Origin of the sequence: Ilumatobacter sp., from assembly GCF_039969435.1 — a bacterium.
Classification (GTDB): domain Bacteria; phylum Actinomycetota; class Acidimicrobiia; order Acidimicrobiales; family Ilumatobacteraceae; genus Ilumatobacter_A.
This window is the reverse complement of record NZ_JBDVNU010000013.1, coordinates 46019-70992: the sequence shown is the minus strand read 5'-3', so window position 1 is coordinate 70992 and position 24974 is coordinate 46019. Positions and strand designations below refer to the sequence as shown.

The following is a 24974-nucleotide window of genomic DNA, read 5'->3' as shown; positions in this document are numbered from 1 at the left end:
ACTTCACCTCCGACGTCACCGCCGACGACGTCACCGCCCACGACGGCCTCACCGACCACCACCGCTCCGCCGACGGTGCCCACGACGACCAGACCTGCGACCACGACGACGACCACCACGCCGGTGACCACCACCACGACCACGACCACGACCAGCACCACGACCAGCACCTCGACGACCACGACGGTCCCGCCCACGACCGCCACTGCCTCGCCGACGACCTCGACGACCGTTGCATCCTCGACGGCATCCACGTCGGCGTCGAAGCGGTCCACCTGACCTGCTCCGCCGGTTCGGGATCGCCGTCCGAGCGCAAAGGTGCCCCCGATGGGGGTGTGTCGTAGGATCGCCGCCCGTATGACGCACAACATTGCAGTGATCGGTGGAGACGGAATCGGGCCGGACGTGACGGTCGAGGCGGTCAAGGTCGTGCGGGCGGCCGGCGTGGACATCGCCACGACCGAGTTCGACCTCGGCGGCCAACGCCACCTGCGCGACGGCGAGATCCTCTCCGACGAGACACTCGACGAACTGCGTGCATTCGACTGCATCCTGCTCGGTGCCGTCGGCCACCCGGACGTGATGCCCGGTGTGATCGAGCGCGGCCTGCTGTTGAAGATGCGTTTCGAACTCGACCTCTACATCAACCAGCGACCCTTCGTCGGAACCGCACCCGGCGGCGACACCCCGCACGACTTCGTCGTGATCCGCGAGAACACCGAGGGCCCCTACACCGGCGAGGGTGGTGCGCTGCGCGTCGGCACGCCCCACGAGGTGGCCACCCAGGGCTCGGTCAACACCCGGATGGGGGTGGAGCGGTGCATCCGCTACGCGTTCGACCTCGCCATGTCGCGGGAGCGCAAGCATCTGACGCTCGTCCACAAGACCAACGTGCTGGCCTTCGCGGGCAGCCTGTGGCAGCGGACCTTCGACGAGGTCGCCACGGAGTACCCGCAGGTCGACACCGCCTACAACCACGTCGACGCGGCGTGCATCTACTTCGTGCAGGACCCGCACCGCTACGACGTGGTCGTCACCGACAACCTGTTCGGTGACATCCTGACCGACCTCGGGGGCGCCGTCTCGGGCGGCATCGGTCTCGCATCGTCGGCCAACCTCAACCCGGCTCGCACGGGGCCGTCGATGTTCGAACCCGTCCACGGGTCCGCGCCCGACATCGCCGGGCAGAACAAGGCGAACCCCACGGCGGCCATCCTCAGTGCAGCATTGATGCTCGACTTCCTGGGTGAAGGCGACGCCGCCGATCGCATCCGTGCCGCCTGCGCGGATCCTGTCACCGGCAGCACCACCGACGTCGGTGACATCATCGCTGCCCGCCTGCAAAACTGACCGTCACGACACCGCGTCGCCCGAAGGTGCAAGGCACCTCCGAGCGACCCGCCCACGAGCACCGGAGCCCACCATGCCCTTGACCCCCACCCCGAAGATCTGGATGAACGGCGACCTCGTCGACTGGGACAAGGCGCAGGTCCACGTCCTCACGCACGGGCTGCACTACGGCTCCGGCGTGTTCGAGGGGATCCGGGCCTACGAGACCGCCGACGGCCCCGCGATCTTCCGCCTGACCGAGCACATCGAGCGCCTGTTCAACTCGGCCAAGATCATCGGGATGGACATCCCGTACACGGTGCAGGAGATCATCGACGCCTGCAAGGAGACCGTCGCGTCGACAGGATTGTCGTCGTGTTACATCCGCCCACTCGCCTACCTGGGCTACGGCGAGATGGGATTGAACACGCTGCCGTGTTCGACCGACGTCGCCATCGCCTGCTGGCCGTGGGGTGCGCTGCTCGGTGAAGAGGCCGCAGCCAAGGGCGTGCGACTCAAGACCTCCTCGTGGACGCGGCACGACCACAACACGATGCCGCCGGCCGCCAAGACGACGGGCAACTACGTGAACTCGTCGCTCGCCAAGGTCGAGGCGCTCAAGGCCGGCTACGACGAAGCCGTGATGCTCGCCCCGAACGGCCTCGTGGCCGAATGCTCGGGAGAGAACATCTTCGTCGTCCGCCATGGGAAGTTGATCACGCCGCCGCTGTCGGCGGGCGCACTCGAAGGCATCACCCAGTCCACCGTGCTGACCATCGCCCGCGACCTCGGCTACGACGCGGTGATCGACAACATCGCACGCACCGACCTGTACATCGCCGAGGAGGCGTTCGTCTGCGGCACCGCAGCCGAGGTGACACCGGTGAACTCGGTCGACGACCGCGAGATCGCGTGCCCGGGCCCGATGACCACGGCCATCGCCGAGACCTACAACAAGGTGGTGCGCGGCGAAGTCGAGCAGTACCGCTCGTGGTGCGAACTCGCGGTCTGAGAACCGTCGTCCCCCTCGGGCCTCCGGCCCCGACGCTCGTGACGGCCGGCCGTTCGCGCCCGGTTCACGGTCGGTCGTCATGTTCGCAGGATGAACCGACATCACGAACCGCACGCCACACCACGTTTCCGCCCGATCTGGCGATCCGCCACCGGTCGGGCCCGATGGGCCGCGATCGGCGCAGCGTTGGCCGTCACGGTCGGAGCAGGCGGTGGCTTCGGCCTCGCCCAAGCAGCGATCACCACGGGGGAGCGGCCCGTCTACATCCCGATCACGCCCTGTCGACTCGCCGACACCCGCGCCTCCGCTCCGGTCGGCGCGCGCGCCACACCGATCGGTGAGGGCGAGACGCACGTCTTCTCGACCCACGGCGCCAACGGGAACTGCAACATCCCGACCGACGCACTCGCACTGACCACCAACGTCACCGCCATCGGTGCCACGAGCGGCACCTTCCTGACGTTCTGGCCATCCGACGTCGCCCGTCCGGATGCGTCGAGCCTCAACCCGGGTCCGGGACAGCGTCCGACGCCGAATGCGGTGACCACGCCCGTCTCGCCCGTCGGACAGTTCAGCATCTACAACGACCGCGGCTCGGTCGATGTCATCGTCGACCTGGTCGGCTACTACGCGGACCACGGTCACGACGAGTACGCAGACGTCGATCACACCCACGACGAGTACGCCGATGTCGATCACACCCACGCCGAGTACGCGCCGGTGGGTCACACCCACGACGACAAGGCCGGACGGACCGGGCAGATCTCCCTCGGCCCCGACGAGTTCCGTCCCCAGGTGCAGGACCAGGAGTGGGCGATGGCGGTCGGCCAGATCTACATCCCGACGGCACCATCGTCGACGGGCGCGGACCATCTCTACGCTCCCATCGTCCTCCCGACCGGCGCGCTGATCACCGGGGCCACCGCACGCATCGTGGACAACCAGTTCCTGGACCTCCGCGTGGAACTCGAACGCAAGGGCAACGCGATCGCGGCCGGCGACCTGTTCGAGGTGGACACGAGCGGTGCCGTCGACGCGATTCGCGACTTCCCGCTGATCGAACAGGGCTCGACCCCGAAGGTGATCGACAACTCCAACTCGGTCTACTACGTCGAGATCTCCCTGAAGCCCGGTTCGACGTTCACGTGGTCGACCGCAGGCAGCACGTTGCGAGTGGCGTCGGTCGTGATCGACTACGAACTCCCGGCCTGACGCCTCAGTGGAGAGCGGCTCGGATCCGCGAGACGGCGTCGAGGTCGTCTCGGGTGAACTCGACGGTGGGGCCCGGGAAGAACGCGAGTTCGGTGACCCCGGCTGCGCGCAGCGCTTCGGCGTGTTCCACGACGTCGTCGAGGTCGCCGATGGCACCGAGTTCGTGCCACCACTCGGTCGGCATCGTGGCGATCGCCTCGATGCCACCGAGGGCGTGTCGCTCACGGATCTCGTCGATGTGCGGATGGTCGTCGATGCCGGGCCAGGGCGCCGCCAGTTGGGACCCGATGAACGGGGCCATCAACCGGTGCGCCTCGGCTCGATCGTCGGTCAGGCAGAGCGATGCGAAGACGCAGGTCCGGAACGTCGGGTCGAGCGACCGGCCGGTCCGGGCGATCGATGCCCGTGTGTGGGTCGGTCCGGCGCAGTCCGCGAGCACGAGCCCGTCGGCGATGCGACCGGCGAGTGCCAGGGACTTCGGGCCGCGCACCCCGGCGAGCAGCGGCGGGGCGACGTCGGGAGCCGGCTGTAGGGCGACGTCGGTGAGCTGCACGTGACGGCCGTCGAACGTGACGGACTCGCCGGCGAGGAGACGACCGACGCAGGACACGACCTCGTCGAAGGCGGTCAGAGGTGACTCGGGCCGGGCGCCCATCTGCTGCATCCACTCCTGCACGCCGTGACCGATCCCGGCGATCAGACGGCCCGGCGCGAGTTGGGCGAGCGTGCCCAGTTCCATCGCGGTGACCGCCGCGTTTCGGGCGACGGCGGGGAGGATTCCGATGCCCACCTCGAGTCGATCGGTGACCGCGAACGCCGTCGCGGCGAGAGACGGTGCGGCCGTGAAGAAGCAGTCCTCGATGACCCACAACTGATCGAGGCCGTCGGCTTCCAGGCGTTGCGCGACCTCACGGACGAACGGCGCCGGCAGCTCGCGGGGGAAGCACATACCGAGTCGCATCTGGTCCATGCGGACACGGTAGGGGAAAACGAGGAGAGCCCCGGGCGGGTGCATCGGCCGAAGCCGTTGCGCCCTCCGGGGCTCTCGGATGGACACATCCACCATCGGTCGATTGCTGGGCGTTAGCCTGCTGCTCGACCTAATCACTTCGCCCGTCTCGCCGTTCCCGAGGGAACTGCGTGGCGGGCGAAGCCGCTTTTCGGATCACACGGTCGGGTCTCCCCGACTGCGGAACCGTCGTCACCGTTCACGCTGACCCGGTTTCCCGCGCCACCGATGTGGTGCCGATCGGAGAGCCGTCGTCCTCGTCGCCTGTTGGGGAGGTTCGGAGTCCTTCGGTCCTCCTCCGGTCCGACGAGTCCTCACGGTCACCCGTGGCTGTTCGTCGCACCGGCGGTGCTGTGTCCATGTCCCGATTCCGCTGTGCCTGCCCGTTGCCGGTTCGGCGTGCGCTCTTCGGTACGAAGATCACTTTCCTCCTCGCGAAACACCAGGTCAAGGGGTACTTTCCAACTCACAGACTTCTCCACAGAACTTTTTCGGTTGTGCCCAGAAACACGACGTTCATCCACCGTTCGTCCACCGTTCACGGCCGTCACCTCACCGGTTGGGCACAACGTCGTCCACATCTTGCACAACTGTGATTCGCCGTCCTCGTCCGGCCTCGTCGTTCTGGTTCAGAGGCGATGCGACGGGCTCGCTCGGGCGTGGTTGCGGTGGTGGAGTCGGTGGACCGGTCGTGACCAGGCGTTGAATTCGGTGCGCCGGACGACTTCACTGGGTTCGGCATGACGAAACGACTGGTCGAAGTGTTCGACACCACGCTGCGAGACGGACTCCAGGTGGAGGGCGCGTCGGCCACGGTCGACGACAAGCTGCGCATCGCCGAACAACTCGACCTGCTCGGTGTGCACTTCATCGAGGGTGGGTGGCCCGGGGCGAACCCGAAGGACATCGAGTTCTTCGCCCGTGCCCGCAACGAGCTCACCCTGACCACCTCGACGCTCGTGGCGTTCGGCTCGACCCGTCGCCCGCGTGGGCGCAGCGACGACGACGCGACGCTGAGGAACCTGATCGAGGCGAACACGTCCGCCGTGTGCATCGTCGCGAAGAGTTCGGAGTACCAGGTCGTCGAGACGCTGCAGACCACGCTCGACGAAGGAGCGGCGATGATCGCCGACTCCGTCCGGTTCCTCCACGGTGAAGGCCGTCAGGTGCTCGTCGACCTCGAGCACTTCTTCGACGGCTACCTCCAGAACCCCGAGTTCTCGCTCCGCGCGATCGAGTCCGCCGTGGTGAGCGGCGCCACACACCTCGTGCTCTGCGACACCAACGGCGGCACGCTGCCCCACGAGATCGGACGCATCGTCGCCGACGTCAGGAACCACGTCGCGGACGACGCGATCATCGGGATCCACTGCCACGACGACACCGGCTGCGCGGTCGCCAACTCCATCGCCGCCGTCGAGGCCGGCGCACGCCACGTCCAGGGCACACTGAACGGGCTGGGGGAACGGACGGGAAACACCAACCTGTCCACCGTCATCCCGAACCTGCAACTGAAGATGGGCTACGACTGCCTGCCCGAGGGCCGCATCCAGCGACTCACGTCGGTGAGCCATCACGTCGCCGAGACCTTGAATCGCGCCGTCGACCCGCAGGCCCCGTTCGTGGGTTCGTCGGCGTTCGCCCACAAGGCCGGCCTCCACGTGTCGGCGATCGTGCGGGCCAAGGACGCCTACGAACACATCGATCCCGAAGCGGTCGGCAACGGGACACGGTTCGTCGTGTCGGAGATGGCCGGGCGCGCCACCATCCAGATGAAGGCCGAGGAGATCGGCATCGAACTCGACGGGGCCCAGGTCAACGAGGTCGTCGACGACCTCAAGCGTCTCGAGCACGAGGGCTACCAGTTCGAGGCCGCCGACGCCTCGCTGGAGTTGTTGATGCGTCGTGCGATCGGCCAGGGGGCCGGAGGAGTGCCGGAGTTCTTCCGGGTCGAGTCGATGCGCGTCATCACCGACGAGCTGCCGGGTGGAGCGTTCACGACCGAGGCCACGGTCAAGGTGTGGGTCGGCACCGACGGACCCGACGGCGTCGATGCGCAGCGTCACGTGTGCGTCTCCGAAGGAAACGGACCGATCAACGCCATCGACAGTGCGCTCCGATCGGCCATCGCCGACGCACTCCCGCACATCGCCGACATCCATCTCGTCGACTACAAGGTGCGCATCCTGGACGGTGCCACTGCGACCGGTGCAACGACCAGGGTGCTCCTGTCGGCCACCGATGGTCGGCGGGACTGGACCACGATCGGGGTGAGCCCGAACATCATCGAGGCGTCGTGGCGTGCTCTCGAGGACAGCCTGGTGTTCGGTCTGCTGCACGCCGCGGTCCGCTGACGATCACGTGAAGCGGTCGAGCACCCACCCGGTCGTGCGATCCTGATCTTCGCGCTCCGGAACGCGGATCGGGCTGGCACAATCGTCTGGTGGTCGCCGTTGCCGAGGTCCAGACACCCGATGGCCGATCGCTGCGTCGGGTCCGCAACCGCGACGCAGTGCTCGATGCGGTCATCGGGATCTTCGAGGAGGGCGATCTGGACCCTTCGGTCGATGCGATCGCCGAGCGGGCGCGCGTGTCGAACCGGTCGATCTACCGCTACTTCGACCACCGGGATCACCTGATCCGTACGGCGATCAGCCATGCGTTGCGTCGAGTCGCTCCCGAGTTGCTGCTGGACGACCGCATCGAGGGCGCCCAGGAGGAACGCATCGAGCGATTCGTCGCACGTCAACTCCACCTGTACGAACAGTTGGCCCCGATCGCCCGAGCGGCCAGAGTGGCAGCCGTCAGTGAGCCGATCATCGCCGAGGAGTTCGAGGTCGCTCGGCTGAGGCTCCGCACGTCGATCCTCGTCCACTTCGCCGACGAGTTCGACGGGCTGGCGCCGAGCGTCCGGGACCGCACGCTGATCTCCGCCGAACTCGCGTTCCAGTTCGACTCGTTCGAGTTCCTGTGGACCGCGACCGACGGCCGCGCGTCGGAGATGCGTGCGATCCTCGAGGAACATCTGCGGTGCTGCATCGCCCGGCTGCGAGCGGACCCCGGCACCGGGGTGTGACGTTTCGGCACCGATCCGTGCGGAGCGGTGCTCGATCGTATTGACTGTTCAGCGATGGCTGCTCCCAAGTTCACCCCTGTCGACCCGACCGACGCGCCGCGCTACTACGAATCGCCCGATCACGTCCCGTCGTCGTGGATGCCCGACCGGCCGGGAGAGATCGTCGGTTTCCAGCCGCACGGTGAGCGCCTCGGGGCGCCCGGCCCCGACCAGGGATACGCGATCAAGATCGCCAACTCGATGCGCTCGAAGCTCCACCTGGTGGCGGGGGAGAACGAGGACGACGTCGTGCGCGGCTGCCTCGGAGTCGCCCTGCGCCGCGCCTCAATGTTCTCCCGCGCTCCCGTCGTCCACGACCTGACCATCGCCTTCACGGTCTGGGGCTACCTCGACGCCGAGCCGCCCGCCGAACTCGTCGAACTCCGCAAGCCGTTGTTCGAGGGCTTGCGCCATGTCGGGCACCACTACGCGGAGTCGCGTGTGGTCGTCGATCACGTCCCGCTCGACACCCTGCGCAAGACGCCCGCCCAGGTCACCTCCGGATTCCCGGCCGAGTGGCGTTCCCTTCTCGGACTCTGAGCGCCGTGCCGGCGAACCGGCCACCGAGACCATGAGCGGCGCATCGACGCGCACGTTGCGCACCGGCGACATCGACCTGGTCAACACGCTGCAGATGATCGGGATCTACGGATCCGATCCCACGTTCCGCAAGGGTCCCGGTCACTTCGCCAAGGCCGTGCTCACCCCGAGCGGTTCGGGCACGTTGCGGCTCACATGGTCCGGCGACGGCCACGTGCTGGCCGAATCATGGGGGAGCGGTGCGGACTGGCTCCTCGAACGGGCGCCCCACTGGGTAGGGCTGACCGACGACATCGGTGGGTTCGACCCGTCGCCGAACTCCAGGATCGCCGACCTGTGGCGTCGGCATCCCGGCCTCCGACTCCCCGCATCGGGAGTGATCTGGCAGGAACTCGCACTCGTGTTGCTCGGCCAGCGCGTCACCACGGAGGAGGCGGCGAGGAGCTGGAATCGGATGTGTCGGACCTGGGGTGAGCCGGCGCCGGGTCCGTGCGACCTGATCCTGCCACCCCGGCCCGAGGTGATCGCAGCGCTGCACTACACCGACCTGCACCGGGTGAACGTCGAGCGTCGCCGGGCCGAGGCGATCCTGCTCGCGGCGAAGCGTGCGAACCGACTGGAGGAAGCGGCGTCGATGCCGATCGGCGACGCCATCGCCCGGCTGTCGGCACTGCCCGGCCTGGGCATCTGGACCGCCACGGCGACCACGCTGGCGTCGCACGGCCATCCCGACACGGTGCTGCTGCGTGACTACGGCATGCCCACGCTCGTCAACTACGCGTTCACCGGCGACGCAACGCACCTCGACCCCGATCGAGGGGGTGACGACGTCATGTGCGCTCACCTCGAACCGTGGCGGGGCCATCGTCAGCGGATCATCCGTCTGCTCCACGCTGCCGGGATCTCCGCTCCCCGTCGAGGGCCCCGCCAGCGCAACCCCGACATCCGTCACCTCTGACTCGCCGATCCAAACGGTGTCAGACATCGTTTGGATCATCGCAGGGATTCTGTCATTCGGTGTCTGACACCGTTTGGATTGCTGGCGTTCGGTTGTTGGGCATCGTGGCTCCCGGCAACGACCCGACGGATACAGTCCGCAACGACATGAGCGATCAGTTCGACCCGGCCTCGCACCCGCACCGGCGACGCAATCCGCTCACGGGTGACTGGGTCGTCGTGTCGCCGCAACGCACGCAGCGGCCGTGGCAGGGACAGATCGACAGTGCGAACGAGGGCGATGCACCCACGCACGATCCGGGCTGCTCCCTGTGCCCCGGCAACGAGCGCGCCGGTGGCGCGATCAACCCGGCCTACGAGTCGACGTTCGTGTTCCGCAACGACTTCGCTGCGCTGCTCCCCGACGCACCGGTTCCGCCGTCGGCGACCGACCATGATCGGGACGAGTTGTTCGACGTCGAAGCGGCCGGCGGCGACTGCCGGGTGATCTGCTTCTCCCCGCGCCATGACCTGACGTTGGCCAGGATGTCGACCGAGGAGATCGGCGTCGTGATCGGCCTGTGGCGTTCGCAGTACGCCGAGCTGAGCGAGTCCTACGAGTGGGTCCAGATCTTCGAGACACGAGGCGCCATCAGCGGCTCGTCGAACCCGCATCCACACGGCCAGATCTGGTCGTCGAACTTCCTCCCGAACGAGGCCGTCGGCGAGATCGCAGCGCAGGCCGACCACTCCGCACGCCGGGGCTCGTCGCTGCTGCTGGACTACGCCGATCGCGAGGCGGAGTCGGGCGAGCGGACCATCGCTGTCAACGACCACTGGATCGTGGTCGTGCCGTACTGGGCGTACTGGCCCTACGAGACCCTCGTCCTGCCCCGGCGTCCGGTGCGCTCTCTGCTCGACCTCGACGCCGCCGACTGCGACGCACTCGCCGAGGTGTTGCAGGTGATGCTCCGCGGGTTCGACCGGCTGTTCGCCACGCCGTTCCCGTACTGCTCGGGCTGGCACACCGCGCCGGCGTCGTGCACGACCGACTTCCAGCTCCACGCGCACTACTACCCGCCACTGCTGCGCTCGGCCGAAGTCGCCAAGATCCCGGCGAGCTACGAGCTGCTCGCGAACCTCCAGCGCGACCTCACGCCCGAATCGGCATCGGCCAACCTCCGTGCCGTGATCTGATCGTCCGTCGTCGGGTGCGATGATGCGCCGATGGCCCACGGCACCCACGACCACGACATCGACCCTCGCAACGAACACGTCGTCATCGGCATCAACGACGACCTCGTCCCCCGCGAGCGAGCCGTGGTCTCGGTGTTCGACAGCGGCTTCATGCTCGGCGACGGGGTGTGGGAGGGGATCCGCGTCCATCGCGGCAAGCTCGCATTCCTCGACGATCACCTCCGCCGCCTGTACGAGGGCGCGAAGGGCCTGCACATGGACATCGGTCGAACTCCGGACGAACTGACGCGGATGATCGAGGCGACGCTCGCCGCCAACGACATGACCGACGCCGACGGCGTGCACATCCGTCTGATGGTGACGAGGGGCGTGAAGTCGACGCCGTACCAGGATCCGCGCTTCACCATCACACCGCCGACGATCGTGATCATCCCCGAGTACAAGACGGCGCGTCCCGAGACGCTGACGGAGGGTCTGCGGCTCTCGACCGTGTCGATCCGTCGTGGTCGCCCCGACGTCCAGGATCCGAAGTGGAACTCGCACTCCAAGTTGAACTGCATCTCGGCGTGCATCCAGGCCACCGAGGCCGGCGCCGACGAAGCGCTCATGCTCGATCCGCAAGGCTTCGTGGCCACGTGCAACTCGACGCACTTCTTCATCGTCCGCCATCCCGACGGTCCCGATGGTCCCGCCGAGGTGTGGACCTCGACCGGCGACTACTGCATGCCGGGCATCACCCGGCGCAATGTGCTGCGGCTGTGCGGACAGCACGGGGTGACGTGGCGCGAGAAGAACTTCAGCGTCACGGAGTGTTACGGCGCCACCGAGGCGTTCGTCACCGGTACGTTCGCCGGCATCGCTCCGGTCACCGTGATCGACGGTCGCACGATCGGCAGTGGCGAACGCGGGCCGATGGTCGAACGCTTGCAGGGGTGGTACGTCGAGATGCTCGAGGCGCTCTGATGGATCCGGCGATCACTCGGATCGCGATGTGGTCGGGTCCGCGCAACCTGTCGACGGCGATGATGCGCAGCTGGGAGAACCGACCCGACACCTCGGTGATGGACGAACCGCTGTACGCCGCGTACCTGGACGAGACGGGCCTGGACCATCCGATGCGCGACGAGATCCTCGCCGCGGGTCCCGTCGACGTCGACGACGCGATCGCTGCCTGCCTGGAGGCGCCTGCCGACTCGACGATCAGCTACCAGAAGCACATGGCCCACCACCTGCTCCCCGGGACGGACCGCTCGTGGATCGGTGGGTTCCGCAACGTGCTGCTGCTGCGCGATCCGCGTCGCGTCCTGGCGAGCTATGCGAAGGTTCGTGCCGAGGTGACGCTAGAGGACATCGGTGTCCCTCAGCAGCTCGAGCTGGCCGAGTACTGCGAGTTCGTCGTGGACTCCGACGACTTCCTCACCGACCCGGCCGCCCACCAGCGTGAGATCTGTCGTCGCCTCGACGTGCCGTGCGGTGATGCACTGTTGGAATCGATGTTGAACTGGCCGCCGGGTCGTCGACCGTCCGACGGTGTCTGGGCGCCGGCGTGGTACGACGCAGTGGAGGCATCGACCGGCTTCGGGCCGGCTCCGACCACGCCGCCTCCGGTTCTCCCGGACCACCTCGCGGAGGTGGGGGACCAGGCCCTGGCGATCTACGAGCTCCTCCGGGCCGATCGCATCACCGTGGCGTGATGTCGCAGTCGGCGAGAGCCGCGAGGAAGCGGTCGTTGGCGACGGGGTCGCCGATCGTGACGCGGATGCCGACGTCCGGGAACGCCCGGGTCACCACGCCACGTCGCTCCAACTGCACCGCCACGTCTGCCGCCACGTCGCCGACCGGGAGCCAGACGAAGTTGGCCTGGGCGTCGGCGACGGTCCAGCCCTCGGCCCCGAGCGCGTCCGCCACCCGACGGCGCTCGACGACCACGTCGCCGACCCGCTGACGCATCTCGTCGGAGGCCGCCAGGCTGGCTCGAGCAGCACGCTGCCCGAGTTCGTTCACCGCGAACGGGACCAGGGTCCGGTCGACCATCGCGATCACGTCAGGGTGGCCGATCGCATACCCCACTCGGAGGCCGGCGAGTCCGTGTGCCTTGCTGAACGTGCGGGTGATGACCAGGTTGTCGTGGACGTCGAGCAGGCGCGTCGTGTCGGTCACGGCGGGGTCGGTGACGAACTCGGCGTAGGCCTCGTCGAGCACCACCAGGCACGTCGACGGCACCCGGTCGAGGAACACCTCGACCTCGTCGGTGCCGACGACCGTGCCCGTCGGGTTGTTCGGGTTCGCGATGAAGACGATCTTCGTGTTCGGCGTGACCGCCGCCGCGAGTGCGTCGAGGTCGAAGGTCTCGGCACGCAGCGGGACGCGGACCTGCTCGGCTTCGACGAGCATCGCGAACACCGGGTACGCCTCGAACGACGGCCAGCACATCGCGACCTCGTCGCCACGGTCGCAGTAGGTGAGCGCGAACTGCTGGAGCAGTCCGACGGAACCGTTCCCCACGGTGACCTGCGCCACGTCGACGCCCATGGCGGTCGCGATGTCCTCGCGCAGGGCCGTCGCCCGATGGTCGGCGTAGAGGTTGACGTGCTCGATGCCCGACGCGATCGCACCGGCGACCGACGGCAGCGGACCGAAGGGGATCTCGTTGGAAGCGAGCTTGATCGCGTCGCTGATGCCGTGGTCCGCCTCGGCAGCGGCGGCCGAACGCCCGGGCCGGTAGGCGGGGAGTTCGGCGATGGCGGGTCGAGGTCGTCCGGTCATCCGAGGAGTCTGCCAGCATGGCGATCGTGAACCGAACGATCTGGGAGCCCGCCGAGAACGCCTGGGAGTCGAGTCGTCTGGCATCGTTCGCGACGCACGTCGCGGCGGGCGGTGGTCCGCTCGTCGACGACTACGGAGCCGCACTCGACTGGTCGCTGCGCGAACCCGGCGCGTTCTGGGCGGCGCTCGCCGACTGGGGCGGCGTCCGTTTCCACGAACGACCGACCGCCGCTCTCGCGACGTCGACGATGCCGTTCGCCGAGTGGTTTCCCGGTGCCACGCTGAACCACGCGGAACTCGCCCTCCGCCAAGCCGACCTGACGCCGGAGGCGGTTGCGTTGGTGTCGGTCAGCCAGACGCGGGACCGCGTCGAGTTGACGTGGGGCGACCTCGCCGACCAGGTCGCCCGGTGCCGCCGCGGCCTCGTCGATCGTGGGGTCGGGCGTGGTGACCGGGTCGTCGCCTTCCTGCCGAACATCGCCGAGACGACCGTGGCGTTCCTCGCGACGGCGAGCCTCGGTGCGATCTGGTCGTCGTGCGCCCCCGAGTTCGGGGTCCGTGCGGTCACCGACCGCTGGACGCAGATCGAGCCGAAGATCCTGCTGACCGTCGACGGATACCGCTACGGCGGCAAGGACGTCGACCGGCGCGTCCAGGTCGACGAGATCATCGCCGCACTGCCGACGCTCGAACACGTGGTGCGCCGCGCCTACCTCGACCCCGACGGCGAGGACGGGTGGGGCGCGTTGCTCGACCACGATGCCGCGGACGCCATGGCGTCGATGGCGTTCGAGTCCGTGCCCTTCGACCACCCGCTCTACGTCCTGTTCTCGTCGGGGACCACCGGCCTGCCCAAACCGATCGTGCACGGCCACGGCGGCATCACGCTCGAACACGTCAAGGCCCTCGCTCTGCACGACGACCTCGGCCCCGGCGACCGGTTCTGCTGGTTCACCACGACGGGTTGGATGATGTGGAACTTCCTCACGTCGGCTGCGCTCGTCGGGGCGACGGTCGTGCTGTTCGACGGCGACCCCGCCTGGCCCGACCTGTCCACACTGTGGAGGCTGGCGGCCGACGAGGAACTCGACGTGTTCGGCGTGAGCGCCCCCTTCGTCATGGCATGCCGCAAGGAGGGGCTGCGCCCGGGCGACGACCACGACCTCTCCCGGCTCCGGCACCTCGGTTCCACCGGTGCGCCGCTCCCACCCGAGGGCTTCGACTGGATCGACGACGCAGTGGGCTCCCACGTCCAGATCGGTTCGCTCAGCGGCGGCACCGACGTGTGTACGGGTTTCGTCGGCCCCGCACCGATGCTGCCGGTGCGGGCCGGCGAGATCTCGGCCCGCATGCTGGGTTGCGACGTGCAGGCGTTCCGTCCCGACGGCACGCGATGCGACCCCGGCGAGACGGGGGAGCTGGTGATCGTCCAGCCGATGCCGTCGATGCCGATCGGGTTCTGGGGTGATCCCGACGGCTCGCGGTACCGGGCGGCGTACTTCGAGGAGTTCCCCGGCGTGTGGCACCACGGCGACTGGATCACGTTCGATGAGCAGGGGTCCTGTGTGATCACCGGGCGTTCGGACGCCACGCTGAATCGTGGCGGCGTCCGCCTGGGAACGAGCGACTTCTACGCCGTCGTCGAGTCGTTCCCCCAGGTCAGCGACAGTCTCGTGGTGCATCTGGAAGATGCCGACGGTGGTCCGGGTGAGCTGATCCTGCTGGTCGCGACCGTCGGGGGAGTGGACGTCGACGAGGATCTGCGGCGATCGATCGGAGCGAGGCTTCGCTCCGAACTGTCGCCGCGACACGTGCCCGATGTGATCGACATGGTCCCCGCGGTGCCGCGCACATTGTCGGGCAAGAAGCTGGAAGTGCCCGTGAAGCGGATGTTGCTGGGGATGCCGGCGAGCGATGCGGCGTCACGCGACTCACTCGCTGACCCCGGCAGCCTGGACGGCATCGAGCGCTGGATCGCCTCGCGTCGCTCGACAGGCGCAGGACGGTGACCACCTCGGCGGGTCATCTACTCCGGGCGGTGGTGACGTGGATCCGTACGTCGAGTTTCGTTCGCATCGATCCGATGTACACCCGCTTCGCCTCGCTCGTCGGGACCAGTCGCAGGTAGGTAGCGATCTGATGCCGTCCGCTCGAGAGGTCGAGTGGATGGTCGGCGCCCAGGTGCACCCGGATCGGTGCTGCACCCACGGCTTCGCGGTGGAACGTTCTGACGAGGAACTTCCGCTCGCGACGGTTCGAGCGACTGGGTCGTTCCAGGAAGCCCCAGATCCGGAAGTCCTCGACCACCACGCCGATCGCGAGGTCGATGCCGGACCGGTTGTCGACGATGACGTCGAACGATCCGCCTGGTTCCACCCTCTTCGTCGTCACACGCACCTCGACTCCGGTGATCCGACGTCGGTGGACGAAGCGCTTCCACCACCACACCGCCACCGCACAAGCGCCGAAGGAGAGCAAACCGAGTCCGGCCACTTCGTCGTACCGGCCCCCGTAGACGACCGGGATCGTGATGCCGGCGATCCCACCGACGCCGAACAGCACGATCCAGAAGATGGACCCGACGGCTCGCTCGACGGGTCGCTCGAAGCCGATCTCGTCGGTCGTGAGCGTGCGCAGCCACGGCTCGGTCACGTGTGTCTCGGGGATCGTCCGCAGTTCGGGCACCGTCGAGGACGACGGAGGACGGCTCACGGTCGACCCGATGTGCTGGAGACCGCTGCCATCGTGGGCACCGTAGTCACCGACGGGTAACGGGCGACCAACATGGCCCTGGCCCTGGCCCTGGCCCTGGCCGTGGTGCTGGTGCTGGTGCTGGTGCTGGTGCTGGCGGCCGTCGCTCGAGGCGTCAGACGCATCGTGGGTACCGCTTGCCGCTTCGGCTCTCGTCTGCGAACATGTGTTCGTGACGGAATCGGGTCCACTCCGGGGGTCGGGAACCGCCTGGGACGCGTCGATCCTGCATGCGGACCTCGATTCGTTCTACGCGTCGGTCGAGCAGCGAGACGACCCGTCGCTGCGCGGGAAGCCGGTCGCCGCCGGTGGCGGGGTCGTGTTGGCGGCGAGCTACGAGGCCAAGGCGTTCGGCGTGCGCACGGCGATGTCCGAGGGTGTCGCGCGACGTCTGTGCCCCGACCTGATCGTGGTGCCCGCTCGATTCGAGGCCTACTCCGAGGCGAGTCGGGCGGTGTTCGACGTCTTCGACGACACGTCTCCGATCGTCGAGGGCATCTCGATCGACGAGGCCTTCATCGACGTCTCGGGCATGCGTCGCATCGCCGTCTCACCCGAGGCGATCGCCGTCGATCTCCGCCGGCGGGTGCGCGACGAGGTGGGGCTCCCGATCACGGTCGGCGTGGCCCGGACGAAGTTCCTCGCCAAGGTCGCGAGCGGCGTCGGCAAACCCGACGGGCTGCTCGTCGTCGACCCCGACCGTGAACTCGAGTTCCTCCACCCGCTTCCCGTCCAGAAGCTCTGGGGCGTCGGCACGATCACGGCCGGAAAGCTCGAGGGTCGCGGGATCCGCACCGTCGGCGAGGTCGCCGCCCTCGACCAGGCGAGCCTCGTCGCGATCGTCGGCACGGCTGCGGGCCGTCAACTCCACGCGTTGGCGCACAACGTCGACGCCCGACGGGTCACCACGGGCGCCAGGCGTCGCTCGATCGGATCCCAACAGGCGCTCGGTCGAGGAGCACGAGACCTGCGCGAACTGGAGGTGATCCTGATGCGGATCGTCGACCGCGTGACGCGACGCATGCGACGAGCGGATCGATCGGGGAGGACCGTGACCCTGCGGTTCCGGTTCGGCGACTTCACCCGGGCCACTCGCTCGTCGTCGTTCGCCCAGCCGACGTCGGCGACGGGAGCGATCCAGGAGGTGGCCGGTGCCTTGCTCGCCGCTGCCTGGCCGATGATCGAGGTCCGCGGTCTGACGTTGCTCGGCCTCTCCGTCGGGAACCTCGTCGACGACGCGGTGGCGGGTGGTTCGCAGCTCGCACTCCCGTTCGAGGCAGCGGCGTCGACCACGATCGACGGTGCACTCGACGCCGTACGCGAGCGTTTCGGCGCGGCGAGCCTCACCAGGGCAGCGACGATGGGATCGAATCCCGACATCGGCGTGCCGAAGCTGCCCGACTGAACGTCGTCGGCACAGGAGTCGGCGAGTGAACGGTCGTGAGTCAGACCACCGCGCCGAGCCACGACCCGATCAGCCACGTGGTTGCGCACGCGGCCACCGCCCAACCGACCTGCCGCGCTGCGGTGCGAACGGCCGAACGTTCGGTGAAGCGAGCGAGGGTGATTCCGACGGCAGCAGCCGAGACGAGGCCGAGAATCGCCGAGGCGACGATCGCACCGTTGCCTTCGGCGAAGAACCACGGGAACAGCGGGATCAGTGCCCCGATCGCGAAGGCCACGAACGAACTGACGGCAGCGGCGACGGGGTTGCCGGTCTCGTCGGGGTCGACACCGAGTTCCTCGCGTGCGTGGACCTCGAGTGCCACCTCGGGGTCGACCATCACGGCTTCGGCCATCTCCATCGCTCGAGCGGCGTCGAGGCCCCGGTTGCGATAGATGGCGGCCAGTTCCTGTGTCTCGGCCTGCGGCTGGCGCTCGAGGGATCGCCGCTCGATCTCCAGTTCCCGCTCGACGAGTTCGCTCTGCGCCTTCATCGACACGTACTCGCCGGCCGCCATCGACGCCGCGCCGGCAAGGAGGCCGGCAACGCCTGCGACGAGGACGCTCGAGCGTGTGGATGCCGCCGCCGCCACGCCGAGGATCAGCGCCACGTTCGAGACGAGTCCATCACTCACGCCGAAGACGGTGGCGCGTGCGGTGCCTCCGGTGACGTCTCGGTGGCGATGCACCATGTGCCGATGCGGTTGCTCGCCCTCGTGATCGTGGTCGTGTGCATGCTCGAGCACGTCGTCAGCCATGGTCCCAAGGTACTTCGCTCCCGCGAGAACGTCCTCCCCTCCGCGACACCCGATGGAAGACCGAATCGACGAGCGGTCGGTTCGGATTCAGGACCGACTTGGTTCTGAATCCGAACTGACCTATTGTCTCGTCGGCATGAGGGAGTCGCCCGCACCGGACTGTTCGATCCAGGCGAGCCTGGACGTCCTCGGAGACCGCTGGACGATCCTGATCCTGCGTGACGCGTTCCGCGGGGTCCGGCGCTTCGAGGACTTCCGCAAGGACCTCGACATCGCACGACCCGTGTTGACCGAACGCTTGAAACGGCTGGTCGAGCGAGGCGTGCTCGCACGTCACCTGTACTGCGAGCGGCCGCCGCGTCACGAGTACCGGTTGACCGAGATGGGCATGGCGCTGTCGCCAGCTCTCGTCGCACTCATGCGCTGGGGTGATCGTTGGCTCTCCGACGGGGACGCGCCGACGGTGCTCGTGCACGAGGCGTGCGGCCACCCGCTCGACCAGCAGTTCGTGTGCTGGCACTGCGACGAGACCTTCACGCAGTACGACATCGCCAGCCGCCCGGGCCCGGGATCGACCACGGTCGCCTGACCACCACATCCGAACGACCATCCGAGACACCACGTCAGAAGTACCAAGGGACACCGCATGACCGACACCGACCGCACCTCGACCGATCATCCGCTCCTGGGTGAATCGCTGGCCGACCTGATGGCACTGGCGGCCGCACGTCGTGACGAGACCTTCGGCACGCGGGTCACGTACAGCCCGAAGGTGTTCATCCCGCTCACCTTCCTCTGCAACGACACGTGCGGCTACTGCACGTTCGCGCAGCCTCCGGCGCGCGTCGACACGCTCTTCCTCGAACCGGAGGACGTGCTGAAGATCGCCCGCGAAGGTGCGCGCAAGGGCTGCCACGAAGCGCTGTTCACGCTCGGCGAACGGCCCGAGGACCGCTACGACGTGGCTCGAGCGTGGCTGACGGAGCGAGGGTACGACTCGACCGTGCACTACGTGGCCGCCATGGCCGAACTCGTGCTCCGCGAGACGGGCCTGCTGCCACACGCCAACGCCGGTGCGCTCACATCGGACGAACTTGCGCGGATCCGGCCATTCAGCCCCAGTCAGGGGATGATGATCGAGTCGGTGCACCCCGATCTCGAGGCGCACCGCAATGCTCCCGACAAGACCCCCGAACGACGCCTCGCCACCCTCGAAGCGGCGGGCGAGCTGAGCATCCCCTTCACCACGGGCATCCTCGTCGGGATCGGCGACACGCGGGCCGATCGGTTGGCCGGACTCGAAGCGATCGCCGCGTCGCACTCCCGCCACGGGCACGTGCAGGAGGTGATCGTCCAGAACTTCCTGCCGAAGCTGCAGACCCGGATGAAGGGTGTGCAGGCCTGCCCGAGCGACGACTACCTGTGGACGCTGGCCGCGGCTCGGCTGATCCTGCCGATGGACATCCACCTCCAGGCGCCGCCGAACCTCTCCGACGACTTCGGTGCCCTGATCGACGCCGGCATCGACGACTGGGGCGGGGTCTCGCCCGTGACCGCCGACCACGTCAACCCCGAACGGCCGTGGCCCGACCTCGACCGTCTGCGCGAGGTGACCGAGGCGCGCGGCCACACACTCGCGCCGCGCCTCACGATCTACCCCGAGTTCGTCCGCGACCGGGTGCGCTGGCTCGACCCGTCGCTGCACTTCCCCGTGATGGACCGCGCCGACGCCGAGTGGCTGGGCCGCGACGACCCCGGACAGTTCTGGCCGGAGAAGACGACCGCTGCGGACACCGTCGCGGACGGTGCCGAGTTCGTGCTCGTCGGTCACCGCTCGACCGCCTGGTACTCGGGGTCCGACAGCGCACCCCCGTCGCTCGTCCCGGAGGTCGGCTGGGTTCAGACCCCAGCCGACCTGCGTGGGCACGGTCCCGTCCACGAGGTGCTGGCGGGGATCGAGGCGGGCCAGGAACCGTCCGTCGACGAGATCGTCACGTTGCTCGAGGCGCGTGGGCCCGAGGTCGCCGCCGTGTGCGAGTCGGCCGATCGCAAACGACAGGAACTGGTCGGCGACACGCTCACCTGGGTCGCCAACCGCAACATCAACTACACCAACGTCTGCACCTTCAAGTGCCGGTTCTGTGGTTTCTCGAAGGGTCCGCTGTCGCTCAACCTGCGCGGCACGCCGTACCTGCTCACCCTGGACGACATCGCCGAGCGAGCCAAGGAGGGCTGGGACGTCGGTGCCACCGAGGTCACGCTGCAGGGCGGGATCCACCCCGACTTCGACGGCGACTACTACATCGACGTCACCAGGGCGGTGAAGGACGCCGTGCCCGACATGCACGTCCACGGGTTCACCGCCCTCGAGGTGACCGAGGGAGCCAGACGGCTCGGCGAGGACCTGGCGACGTACCTCCAGCGGCTCAAGGACGTGGGCCTGGCGTCGTTGCCCGGCACCGCGGCCGAGATCCTCGACGACGACATCCGGGCGATCCTGTGCCCCGACAAGGTGAACACCGAGGAGTGGCTCGAAGCCCACCGTGCGGCGCACTCGATCGGTCTGCACTCCAATGTCACGATGATGTTCGGAGCGATCGAGGAGCCGATCCACCAGGCCCGTCACTTCGTGCGCACCCGTGACCTCCAGAAGGAGAACGTGAAGCTCGGCCAGGTCGGCTTCACCGAGTTCGTCGGACTCCCGTTCGTCCACATGGCGTCGCCGATCTACCTGCAACGAAAGGCGCGTCGCGGTCCGACGTTCCGGGAGAACCTGCTGATCCACGCCGTGGCGCGCCTGGCGTACGGCGAACTCATCCCGAACGTGCAGGCGAGTTGGGTCAAGATCGGCCTGGCCGGCACGGCGCAGATGATGCGTGCCGGCTGCAACGACCTCGGCGGCACGCTGATGGACGAGAACATCTCACGCGCCGCCGGCGCCAGCCACGGCCAGGCGATGACCGGTGAGAAGTTCGCCGAGTTCGCCGCCTCCCTCGGTCGGCCGCTGGAGCAACGCACCACCAGCTACGGCCGGGTCCCCGCATGACCGAGATGCGTGCCCGGGGTGTGGAGTGGGTCAGACCCCTGCCACACCTTCCCCGGGGTGTGGAGTGGGTCAGACCCCTGCCACACCTTCGGTCGTCCCGGCGGCTCAGACCACTGCGTTCACCATGAGTCGGGTCGAGCGGGTCGGGGATGCGCGGTTGCCGACGGATGTCGGAGAGTTCCGCATCGTCTCGTATCGGGCGTCGGACGGCCACGAACACGTGGCGCTGATGGCCGGCGAGGTCGGCGAGTCGTCGATGCAGCCGGTGTTGGCCCGGCTGCACAGCGAGTGCCTGACGGGCGATGCCCTGGGCTCGGCGAAGTGCGACTGTGGCGAGCAACTCGGCGCAGCGAAGCTCGCCATCCGTGCCGAAGCCGACGCTGGTCGGGCGGGCGTGATCGTCTACCTCCGTGGTCACGAAGGTCGGGGGATCGGCCTCGCGAACAAGATCAAGGCGTACGAGTTGCAGGACGGGGGACTCGACACCGTCGACGCCAACACCGCGCAGGGTCTGCCGGTCGACGCCCGGCTCTACGACGTGGCCACCGCGATCCTTCTCGATCTCGGTGTCACCTCGGTCCGGTTGATCTCGAACAATCCGGCCAAGGCGCGCGGCCTCGCCGAGCACGGAGTGCACGTCGCCGAGATGGTCCTCAGCGACGTCGCCCACACCACCGAATCCCGGGCCTACCTCGAATCCAAGCGGACCCGACTCCAGCACCTCGGTTGACGCCGACGTCGGAGCCGGTCCCGGACGTCGACGCTTGCGTCGGGGACAGGCACACACCGTTCGGAGCGAGCCCGGATTCGGAGCCGTACGCCCTCACACGACGAGGTCGAGGCGGACGTCGTCGCCGACGCGCTGCAGCGCAGCGAATCGTCCTCGAGGCAGCGCATCGATCGTGGGGACGCCGTTGCCGACGAACATCGGGCGGGCGTCGTCGCCACCGAAGACGGCCGGGGCCAGGTAGATCACGTAGCGATCGACGAGTCCTTCGGCCTGGAACTGGGCGACGGTGTTCGCTCCGCCCTCCACCATCAACTGGAGGACGCCCTCGGAGCCGAGTCGATCGAGCAGTTCGGGGAGGTCCCCGCGCCATTCGAGGCATGGGTGGATCGCTGCGTCACCGGGAGCCGAGCCGAGCACGATGCGACGCGGATCCGGCCCCTCGACGAGGCGGACCGTGAGCGACGGGTCGTCCACCCGGACGGTGCCGGCGCCGACGAGAACCGCTTGGCTCTCCGCCCGCAGGCGATGGGAGTCGGTTCGCGCCTCGTCGCCGGTGATCCACTGACTCGTGCCGTCGGGCGCCGCAGTGCGACCGTCGGCGGTCGCGGCGAGCTTGACCACGACGTACGGTCGTCCCGTCCGACGGTGGTGCAGGTACGCCGCCAACTGGTCCTCGACCAGATCGCGCTCGACACCGGTCACGACGTCGATGCCTGCGTCGCGGAGGCGCTGGATCCCTCGTCCGCTCACCCGGTCGTCGGGATCCTCGACGCCGATCAGCACACGGGCGATGCCCGCGTCGATGATCGCGTCGGTGCACGGGCCGGTGCGGGTCGTCGTGCAACAGGGCTCGAGGGTGGTCGCGAGAGTGGCGCCACTCAGGTCGAGACCGGACGCTGCTGCTGCGGCCATGGCCACGACCTCGGCGTGATCGCCGCCCGGCGGTCGGGTCGCTCCCACGTGCACCGTGCCACGGCCCGCGTCGATCGCCGCGCCGACCCACGGGTTCGGAGCCGTTGAGGTTCGCACCCCGGCGGCCGCAGCGACCGCAGCCGCCATCAGTTCACGGTCTCGGGTCATTGCCGCAGCGGTTCCCTCGGTCGCACGTGCTCATCTTGGCCTGAGACGGTGGTTCCGTCCCAGCGAATCCGCTGTGACGTCCGCGCGCGACCGTCACTGCGGCGCAAGTCGGGACGATCGGGAATGATGGGCAGATGACCGACTCCGGATTCCCGTCCACCACCAGAGAACTCCGATCGACCGTCACGGAGGACGGCACGCTCACCGTCGACGTGCGTTCGGCCGACGTCGCCGAACCCGGCCCCGACGAGGTCGTGGTCGAGATCCACGCGGCGCCGATCAACCCGTCGGACCTCGGGTTGCTGATCGGAAGTGCCGACGTGTCGAAGGCGACAGCAGGTGGCGACGACGCCAACCCGTCCTTCTCTGCTCCGATCGAGCAGGGACTCGATGCGCTCGCCGCCCGGTTCGGCCAGCCGATGCCGATCGGCAACGAAGGCGGCGGCGTGGTCGTGGCGGCCGGCTCGTCCGATGCCGCGCAGGCCCTGCTCGGCAAGACCGTCGGCTTCGTGTCGGGTGACGCCTACGCCGAGTATCGCACCGTGCACGTGATGGGATGCATCGCCATGCCGGACGGTACCGATCCGGTCGACGCGGCGGCCCCGTTCGTCAACCCGCTCACGGCGCTGGGCATGGTCGAGACGATGCGGATGGAGGGCCACACCGCACTCGTCCACACGGTCGGAGCGTCGAACCTCGGTCTCATGCTCCAGCGCATCTGCATCGCCGACGGCATCGAACTGGTCAACATCGTCCGCAGGCCCGAGCACGTCGAGATGCTGAAGGCGAACGGTGCAACCCATGTCGTCGACTCGAGTGCCGCCACGTTCGTCGACGACCTCACCGAGGCGCTGCGGGCAACGGGCGCCACGATCGTGTTCGATGCCATCGGCGGCGGCGACCTGGTCGGCACGATCCTCGGTCGGATCGAGAAGGTCGCGGTGGACGGAGCGGCGTACAACCGCTACGGCTCCGACAAGCTCAAGCAGGCGTACATCTACGGTGGACTGGATCGTTCACCGACGATCCTCGACCGCACCTTCGGGCTCACGTGGTCGGTGGCCGGCTGGTTGCTGACGCCGTTCCTCGCAAAGATCGGTCCCGATGCGCAGCGTCTGCGTCAGCGTGTCGCCGACGAGATCACCACCACGTTCGCCAGCAGCTACGGCATGCGGCTGACCCTCGACGAAGCCGTCGATCCGGCCAACGTCGTGCGCTACGCCAAGATGGCCACCGGCGACAAAGCCCTGATCACCCCCAACGCATGAGCAACCTCTGTTGTTCGCTCCCGGATCAGACAACAGAGGTTGGCAGGATGGGGCGATGAACGTCACCGACGCCGTGAACCGCCGCAAGTCGGTCCGTCAGTTCCTGCCCGATCCCGTGTCCGACGAGGTGCTCGAGCGACTGCTCACCGTCGCATCCCGATCGCCGTCGGGCGGCAACGTGCAGCCGTGGAGGATCTACGTCGTCAACGGCGAGTCGATGGCGCGGTTCCGGGAATTCCTCGCGGATCGACAGCCCGGAGCGCCCGCCTACGACATCTACCCGAAGTCGTTGACCGAGCCGTACCGGTCGTCGCGCTTCAAGATCGGCGAGGACATGTACGCCGCGATCGGTGTCGAGCGCGAGGACAAGGCGGGCCGTTTCGCCCAGTTCGCGAAGAACCTCGACTTCTTCGGCGCACCGGCTGCGTTCTTCTGCTTCATCGACCGCCAGATGGGCCCGCCCCAGTGGTCGGACCTCGGCATGTTCCTCCAGACCTTCATGCTGCTCGCGCAGGAGGCCGGGCTCGACACGTGCGCCCAGGAGGCCTGGGCCGTTCACGAGGCGGCGGTCTCCGAGTTCGTCGGTGCACCGGAGGAGTTGCAGATCTTCTGCGGGATGGCGATCGGCACCGCGGATCCCGACCACCCCATCAACACGGTCGTCTCCGACCGCGAACCGCTCGAGGTGTTCGCCACCTTCGTCTGACCCATTGCCCCAGTCGGTCCGTCTGGTTCTGAATGGATCGGACCGACTCGGGCCGGGTGTTGCGTGGGTTGGTCCG

General features: G+C 68.2%; 23 protein-coding genes. 17 read left to right on the top strand and 6 right to left on the bottom strand.

From position 1 onward, the window contains the following. The coding region (locus ABJK40_RS07385) for a hypothetical protein (protein ID WP_348510213.1) at positions 1-275 on the bottom strand (275 nt) is incomplete at its 3' end. Positions 276-357: 82 nt separating this feature from the next. On the opposite strand from ABJK40_RS07385, the gene ABJK40_RS07380 reads away from it, so the two are divergent. The 3 genes from ABJK40_RS07380 (at position 358) to ABJK40_RS07370 (ending at position 3553) form a co-directional block, all read left to right on the top strand. Further along, entirely contained in the window at positions 358-1350 is a 993-nt protein-coding gene (locus tag ABJK40_RS07380; RefSeq protein ID WP_348482674.1) for a 3-isopropylmalate dehydrogenase, read from the top strand. Between the two features lie 73 nt (positions 1351-1423). Continuing rightward, positions 1424-2341, top strand: a complete 918-nt coding sequence (locus ABJK40_RS07375) for a branched-chain amino acid transaminase (RefSeq protein ID WP_348482675.1) — start codon at positions 1424-1426, stop codon at positions 2339-2341. Positions 2342-2431: 90 nt separating this feature from the next. After that, complete coding sequence (locus tag ABJK40_RS07370; protein WP_348482676.1) at positions 2432-3553, top strand: hypothetical protein; 1122 nt, start codon at positions 2432-2434, stop codon at positions 3551-3553. 4 nt (positions 3554-3557) lie between these two features. Here the strand turns inward: ABJK40_RS07370 and ABJK40_RS07365 are convergent, their stop codons facing one another. Then, positions 3558-4523 (bottom strand): LLM class flavin-dependent oxidoreductase, encoded by a 966-nt coding sequence (locus ABJK40_RS07365; RefSeq protein WP_348482677.1) that lies wholly within the window; start codon positions 4521-4523, stop codon positions 3558-3560. A gap of 779 nt (positions 4524-5302) precedes the next feature. Here ABJK40_RS07365 and cimA point away from each other — a divergent pair. From cimA to ABJK40_RS07330, 7 genes are all read left to right on the top strand, one after another. Beyond that, positions 5303-6916 (top strand): citramalate synthase, encoded by a 1614-nt coding sequence (gene cimA / locus ABJK40_RS07360; RefSeq protein ID WP_348482678.1) that lies wholly within the window; start codon positions 5303-5305, stop codon positions 6914-6916. 89 nt (positions 6917-7005) lie between these two features. Continuing rightward, positions 7006-7638: a TetR/AcrR family transcriptional regulator gene (locus tag ABJK40_RS07355; protein ID WP_348482679.1), complete on the top strand. Its 633-nt coding sequence runs from the start codon at positions 7006-7008 to the stop codon at positions 7636-7638. Positions 7639-7692: 54 nt separating this feature from the next. Continuing rightward, the gene (locus ABJK40_RS07350) at positions 7693-8217 is read left to right on the top strand and encodes a hypothetical protein (protein WP_348482680.1); all 525 of its coding nucleotides are present in this window, start codon (positions 7693-7695) and stop codon (positions 8215-8217) included. Positions 8218-8248: 31 nt separating this feature from the next. Then, entirely contained in the window at positions 8249-9175 is a 927-nt protein-coding gene (locus ABJK40_RS07345; protein ID WP_348482681.1) for a DNA-3-methyladenine glycosylase 2 family protein, read from the top strand. A 146-nt stretch (positions 9176-9321) separates the two neighbouring features. Then, entirely contained in the window at positions 9322-10350 is a 1029-nt protein-coding gene (locus ABJK40_RS07340; protein WP_348482682.1) for a UDP-glucose--hexose-1-phosphate uridylyltransferase, read from the top strand. A 30-nt stretch (positions 10351-10380) separates the two neighbouring features. Beyond that, positions 10381-11313, top strand: a complete 933-nt coding sequence (locus tag ABJK40_RS07335; protein WP_348482683.1) for an aminotransferase class IV — start codon at positions 10381-10383, stop codon at positions 11311-11313. Continuing rightward, entirely contained in the window at positions 11313-12044 is a 732-nt protein-coding gene (locus ABJK40_RS07330; RefSeq protein ID WP_348482684.1) for an HAD family hydrolase, read from the top strand. The genes ABJK40_RS07335 and ABJK40_RS07330 overlap by 1 nt, the downstream gene beginning before the upstream one ends. On the opposite strand, the gene hisC is transcribed toward ABJK40_RS07330, so the two are convergent. After that, complete coding sequence (gene hisC / locus ABJK40_RS07325; RefSeq protein ID WP_348482685.1) at positions 12031-13116, bottom strand: histidinol-phosphate transaminase; 1086 nt, start codon at positions 13114-13116, stop codon at positions 12031-12033. The genes ABJK40_RS07330 and hisC overlap by 14 nt on opposite strands. 17 nt (positions 13117-13133) lie before the next feature. Between hisC and ABJK40_RS07320 the strand changes: the two genes are divergently transcribed. Then, positions 13134-15125, top strand: coding sequence for an acetoacetate--CoA ligase (locus tag ABJK40_RS07320; RefSeq protein WP_348482686.1), 1992 nt, complete (start codon positions 13134-13136; stop codon positions 15123-15125). A 13-nt stretch (positions 15126-15138) separates the two neighbouring features. Here the strand turns inward: ABJK40_RS07320 and ABJK40_RS07315 are convergent, their stop codons facing one another. Then, positions 15139-15828 (bottom strand): hypothetical protein, encoded by a 690-nt coding sequence (locus tag ABJK40_RS07315; RefSeq protein WP_348482687.1) that lies wholly within the window; start codon positions 15826-15828, stop codon positions 15139-15141. A 211-nt stretch (positions 15829-16039) separates the two neighbouring features. On the opposite strand from ABJK40_RS07315, the gene dinB reads away from it, so the two are divergent. After that, a complete protein-coding gene (dinB, locus tag ABJK40_RS07310) occupies positions 16040-17272 on the top strand; it encodes a DNA polymerase IV (protein WP_348482688.1) in 1233 nt (410 codons plus the stop codon). 40 nt (positions 17273-17312) lie between these two features. On the opposite strand, the gene ABJK40_RS07305 is transcribed toward dinB, so the two are convergent. Beyond that, positions 17313-18068: a VIT1/CCC1 transporter family protein gene (locus ABJK40_RS07305; protein ID WP_348482689.1), complete on the bottom strand. Its 756-nt coding sequence runs from the start codon at positions 18066-18068 to the stop codon at positions 17313-17315. A gap of 136 nt (positions 18069-18204) precedes the next feature. On the opposite strand from ABJK40_RS07305, the gene ABJK40_RS07300 reads away from it, so the two are divergent. The 3 genes from ABJK40_RS07300 to ABJK40_RS07290 all read left to right on the top strand — a co-directional run bounded on the left by ABJK40_RS07300 (position 18205) and on the right by ABJK40_RS07290 (position 21844). Continuing rightward, positions 18205-18657, top strand: a complete 453-nt coding sequence (locus tag ABJK40_RS07300; protein ID WP_348482690.1) for a helix-turn-helix domain-containing protein — start codon at positions 18205-18207, stop codon at positions 18655-18657. Positions 18658-18714: 57 nt separating this feature from the next. Continuing rightward, a complete protein-coding gene (gene cofH / locus ABJK40_RS07295; protein WP_348482691.1) occupies positions 18715-21114 on the top strand; it encodes a 5-amino-6-(D-ribitylamino)uracil--L-tyrosine 4-hydroxyphenyl transferase CofH in 2400 nt (799 codons plus the stop codon). A 124-nt stretch (positions 21115-21238) separates the two neighbouring features. Then, a complete protein-coding gene (locus ABJK40_RS07290; RefSeq protein WP_348482699.1) occupies positions 21239-21844 on the top strand; it encodes a GTP cyclohydrolase II in 606 nt (201 codons plus the stop codon). A 93-nt stretch (positions 21845-21937) separates the two neighbouring features. Here ABJK40_RS07290 and ribD read toward each other — a convergent pair whose 3' ends face one another. Further along, positions 21938-22924, bottom strand: coding sequence for a bifunctional diaminohydroxyphosphoribosylaminopyrimidine deaminase/5-amino-6-(5-phosphoribosylamino)uracil reductase RibD (gene ribD, locus ABJK40_RS07285; RefSeq protein WP_348482692.1), 987 nt, complete (start codon positions 22922-22924; stop codon positions 21938-21940). A gap of 134 nt (positions 22925-23058) precedes the next feature. Here ribD and ABJK40_RS07280 point away from each other — a divergent pair, with 134 nt between their 5' ends. Next, complete coding sequence (locus tag ABJK40_RS07280) at positions 23059-24192, top strand: zinc-binding dehydrogenase (RefSeq protein ID WP_348482693.1); 1134 nt, start codon at positions 23059-23061, stop codon at positions 24190-24192. Positions 24193-24247: 55 nt separating this feature from the next. After that, the gene (locus ABJK40_RS07275) at positions 24248-24898 is read left to right on the top strand and encodes a nitroreductase (protein ID WP_348482694.1); all 651 of its coding nucleotides are present in this window, start codon (positions 24248-24250) and stop codon (positions 24896-24898) included. Positions 24899-24974: the final 76 nt, after the last annotated feature.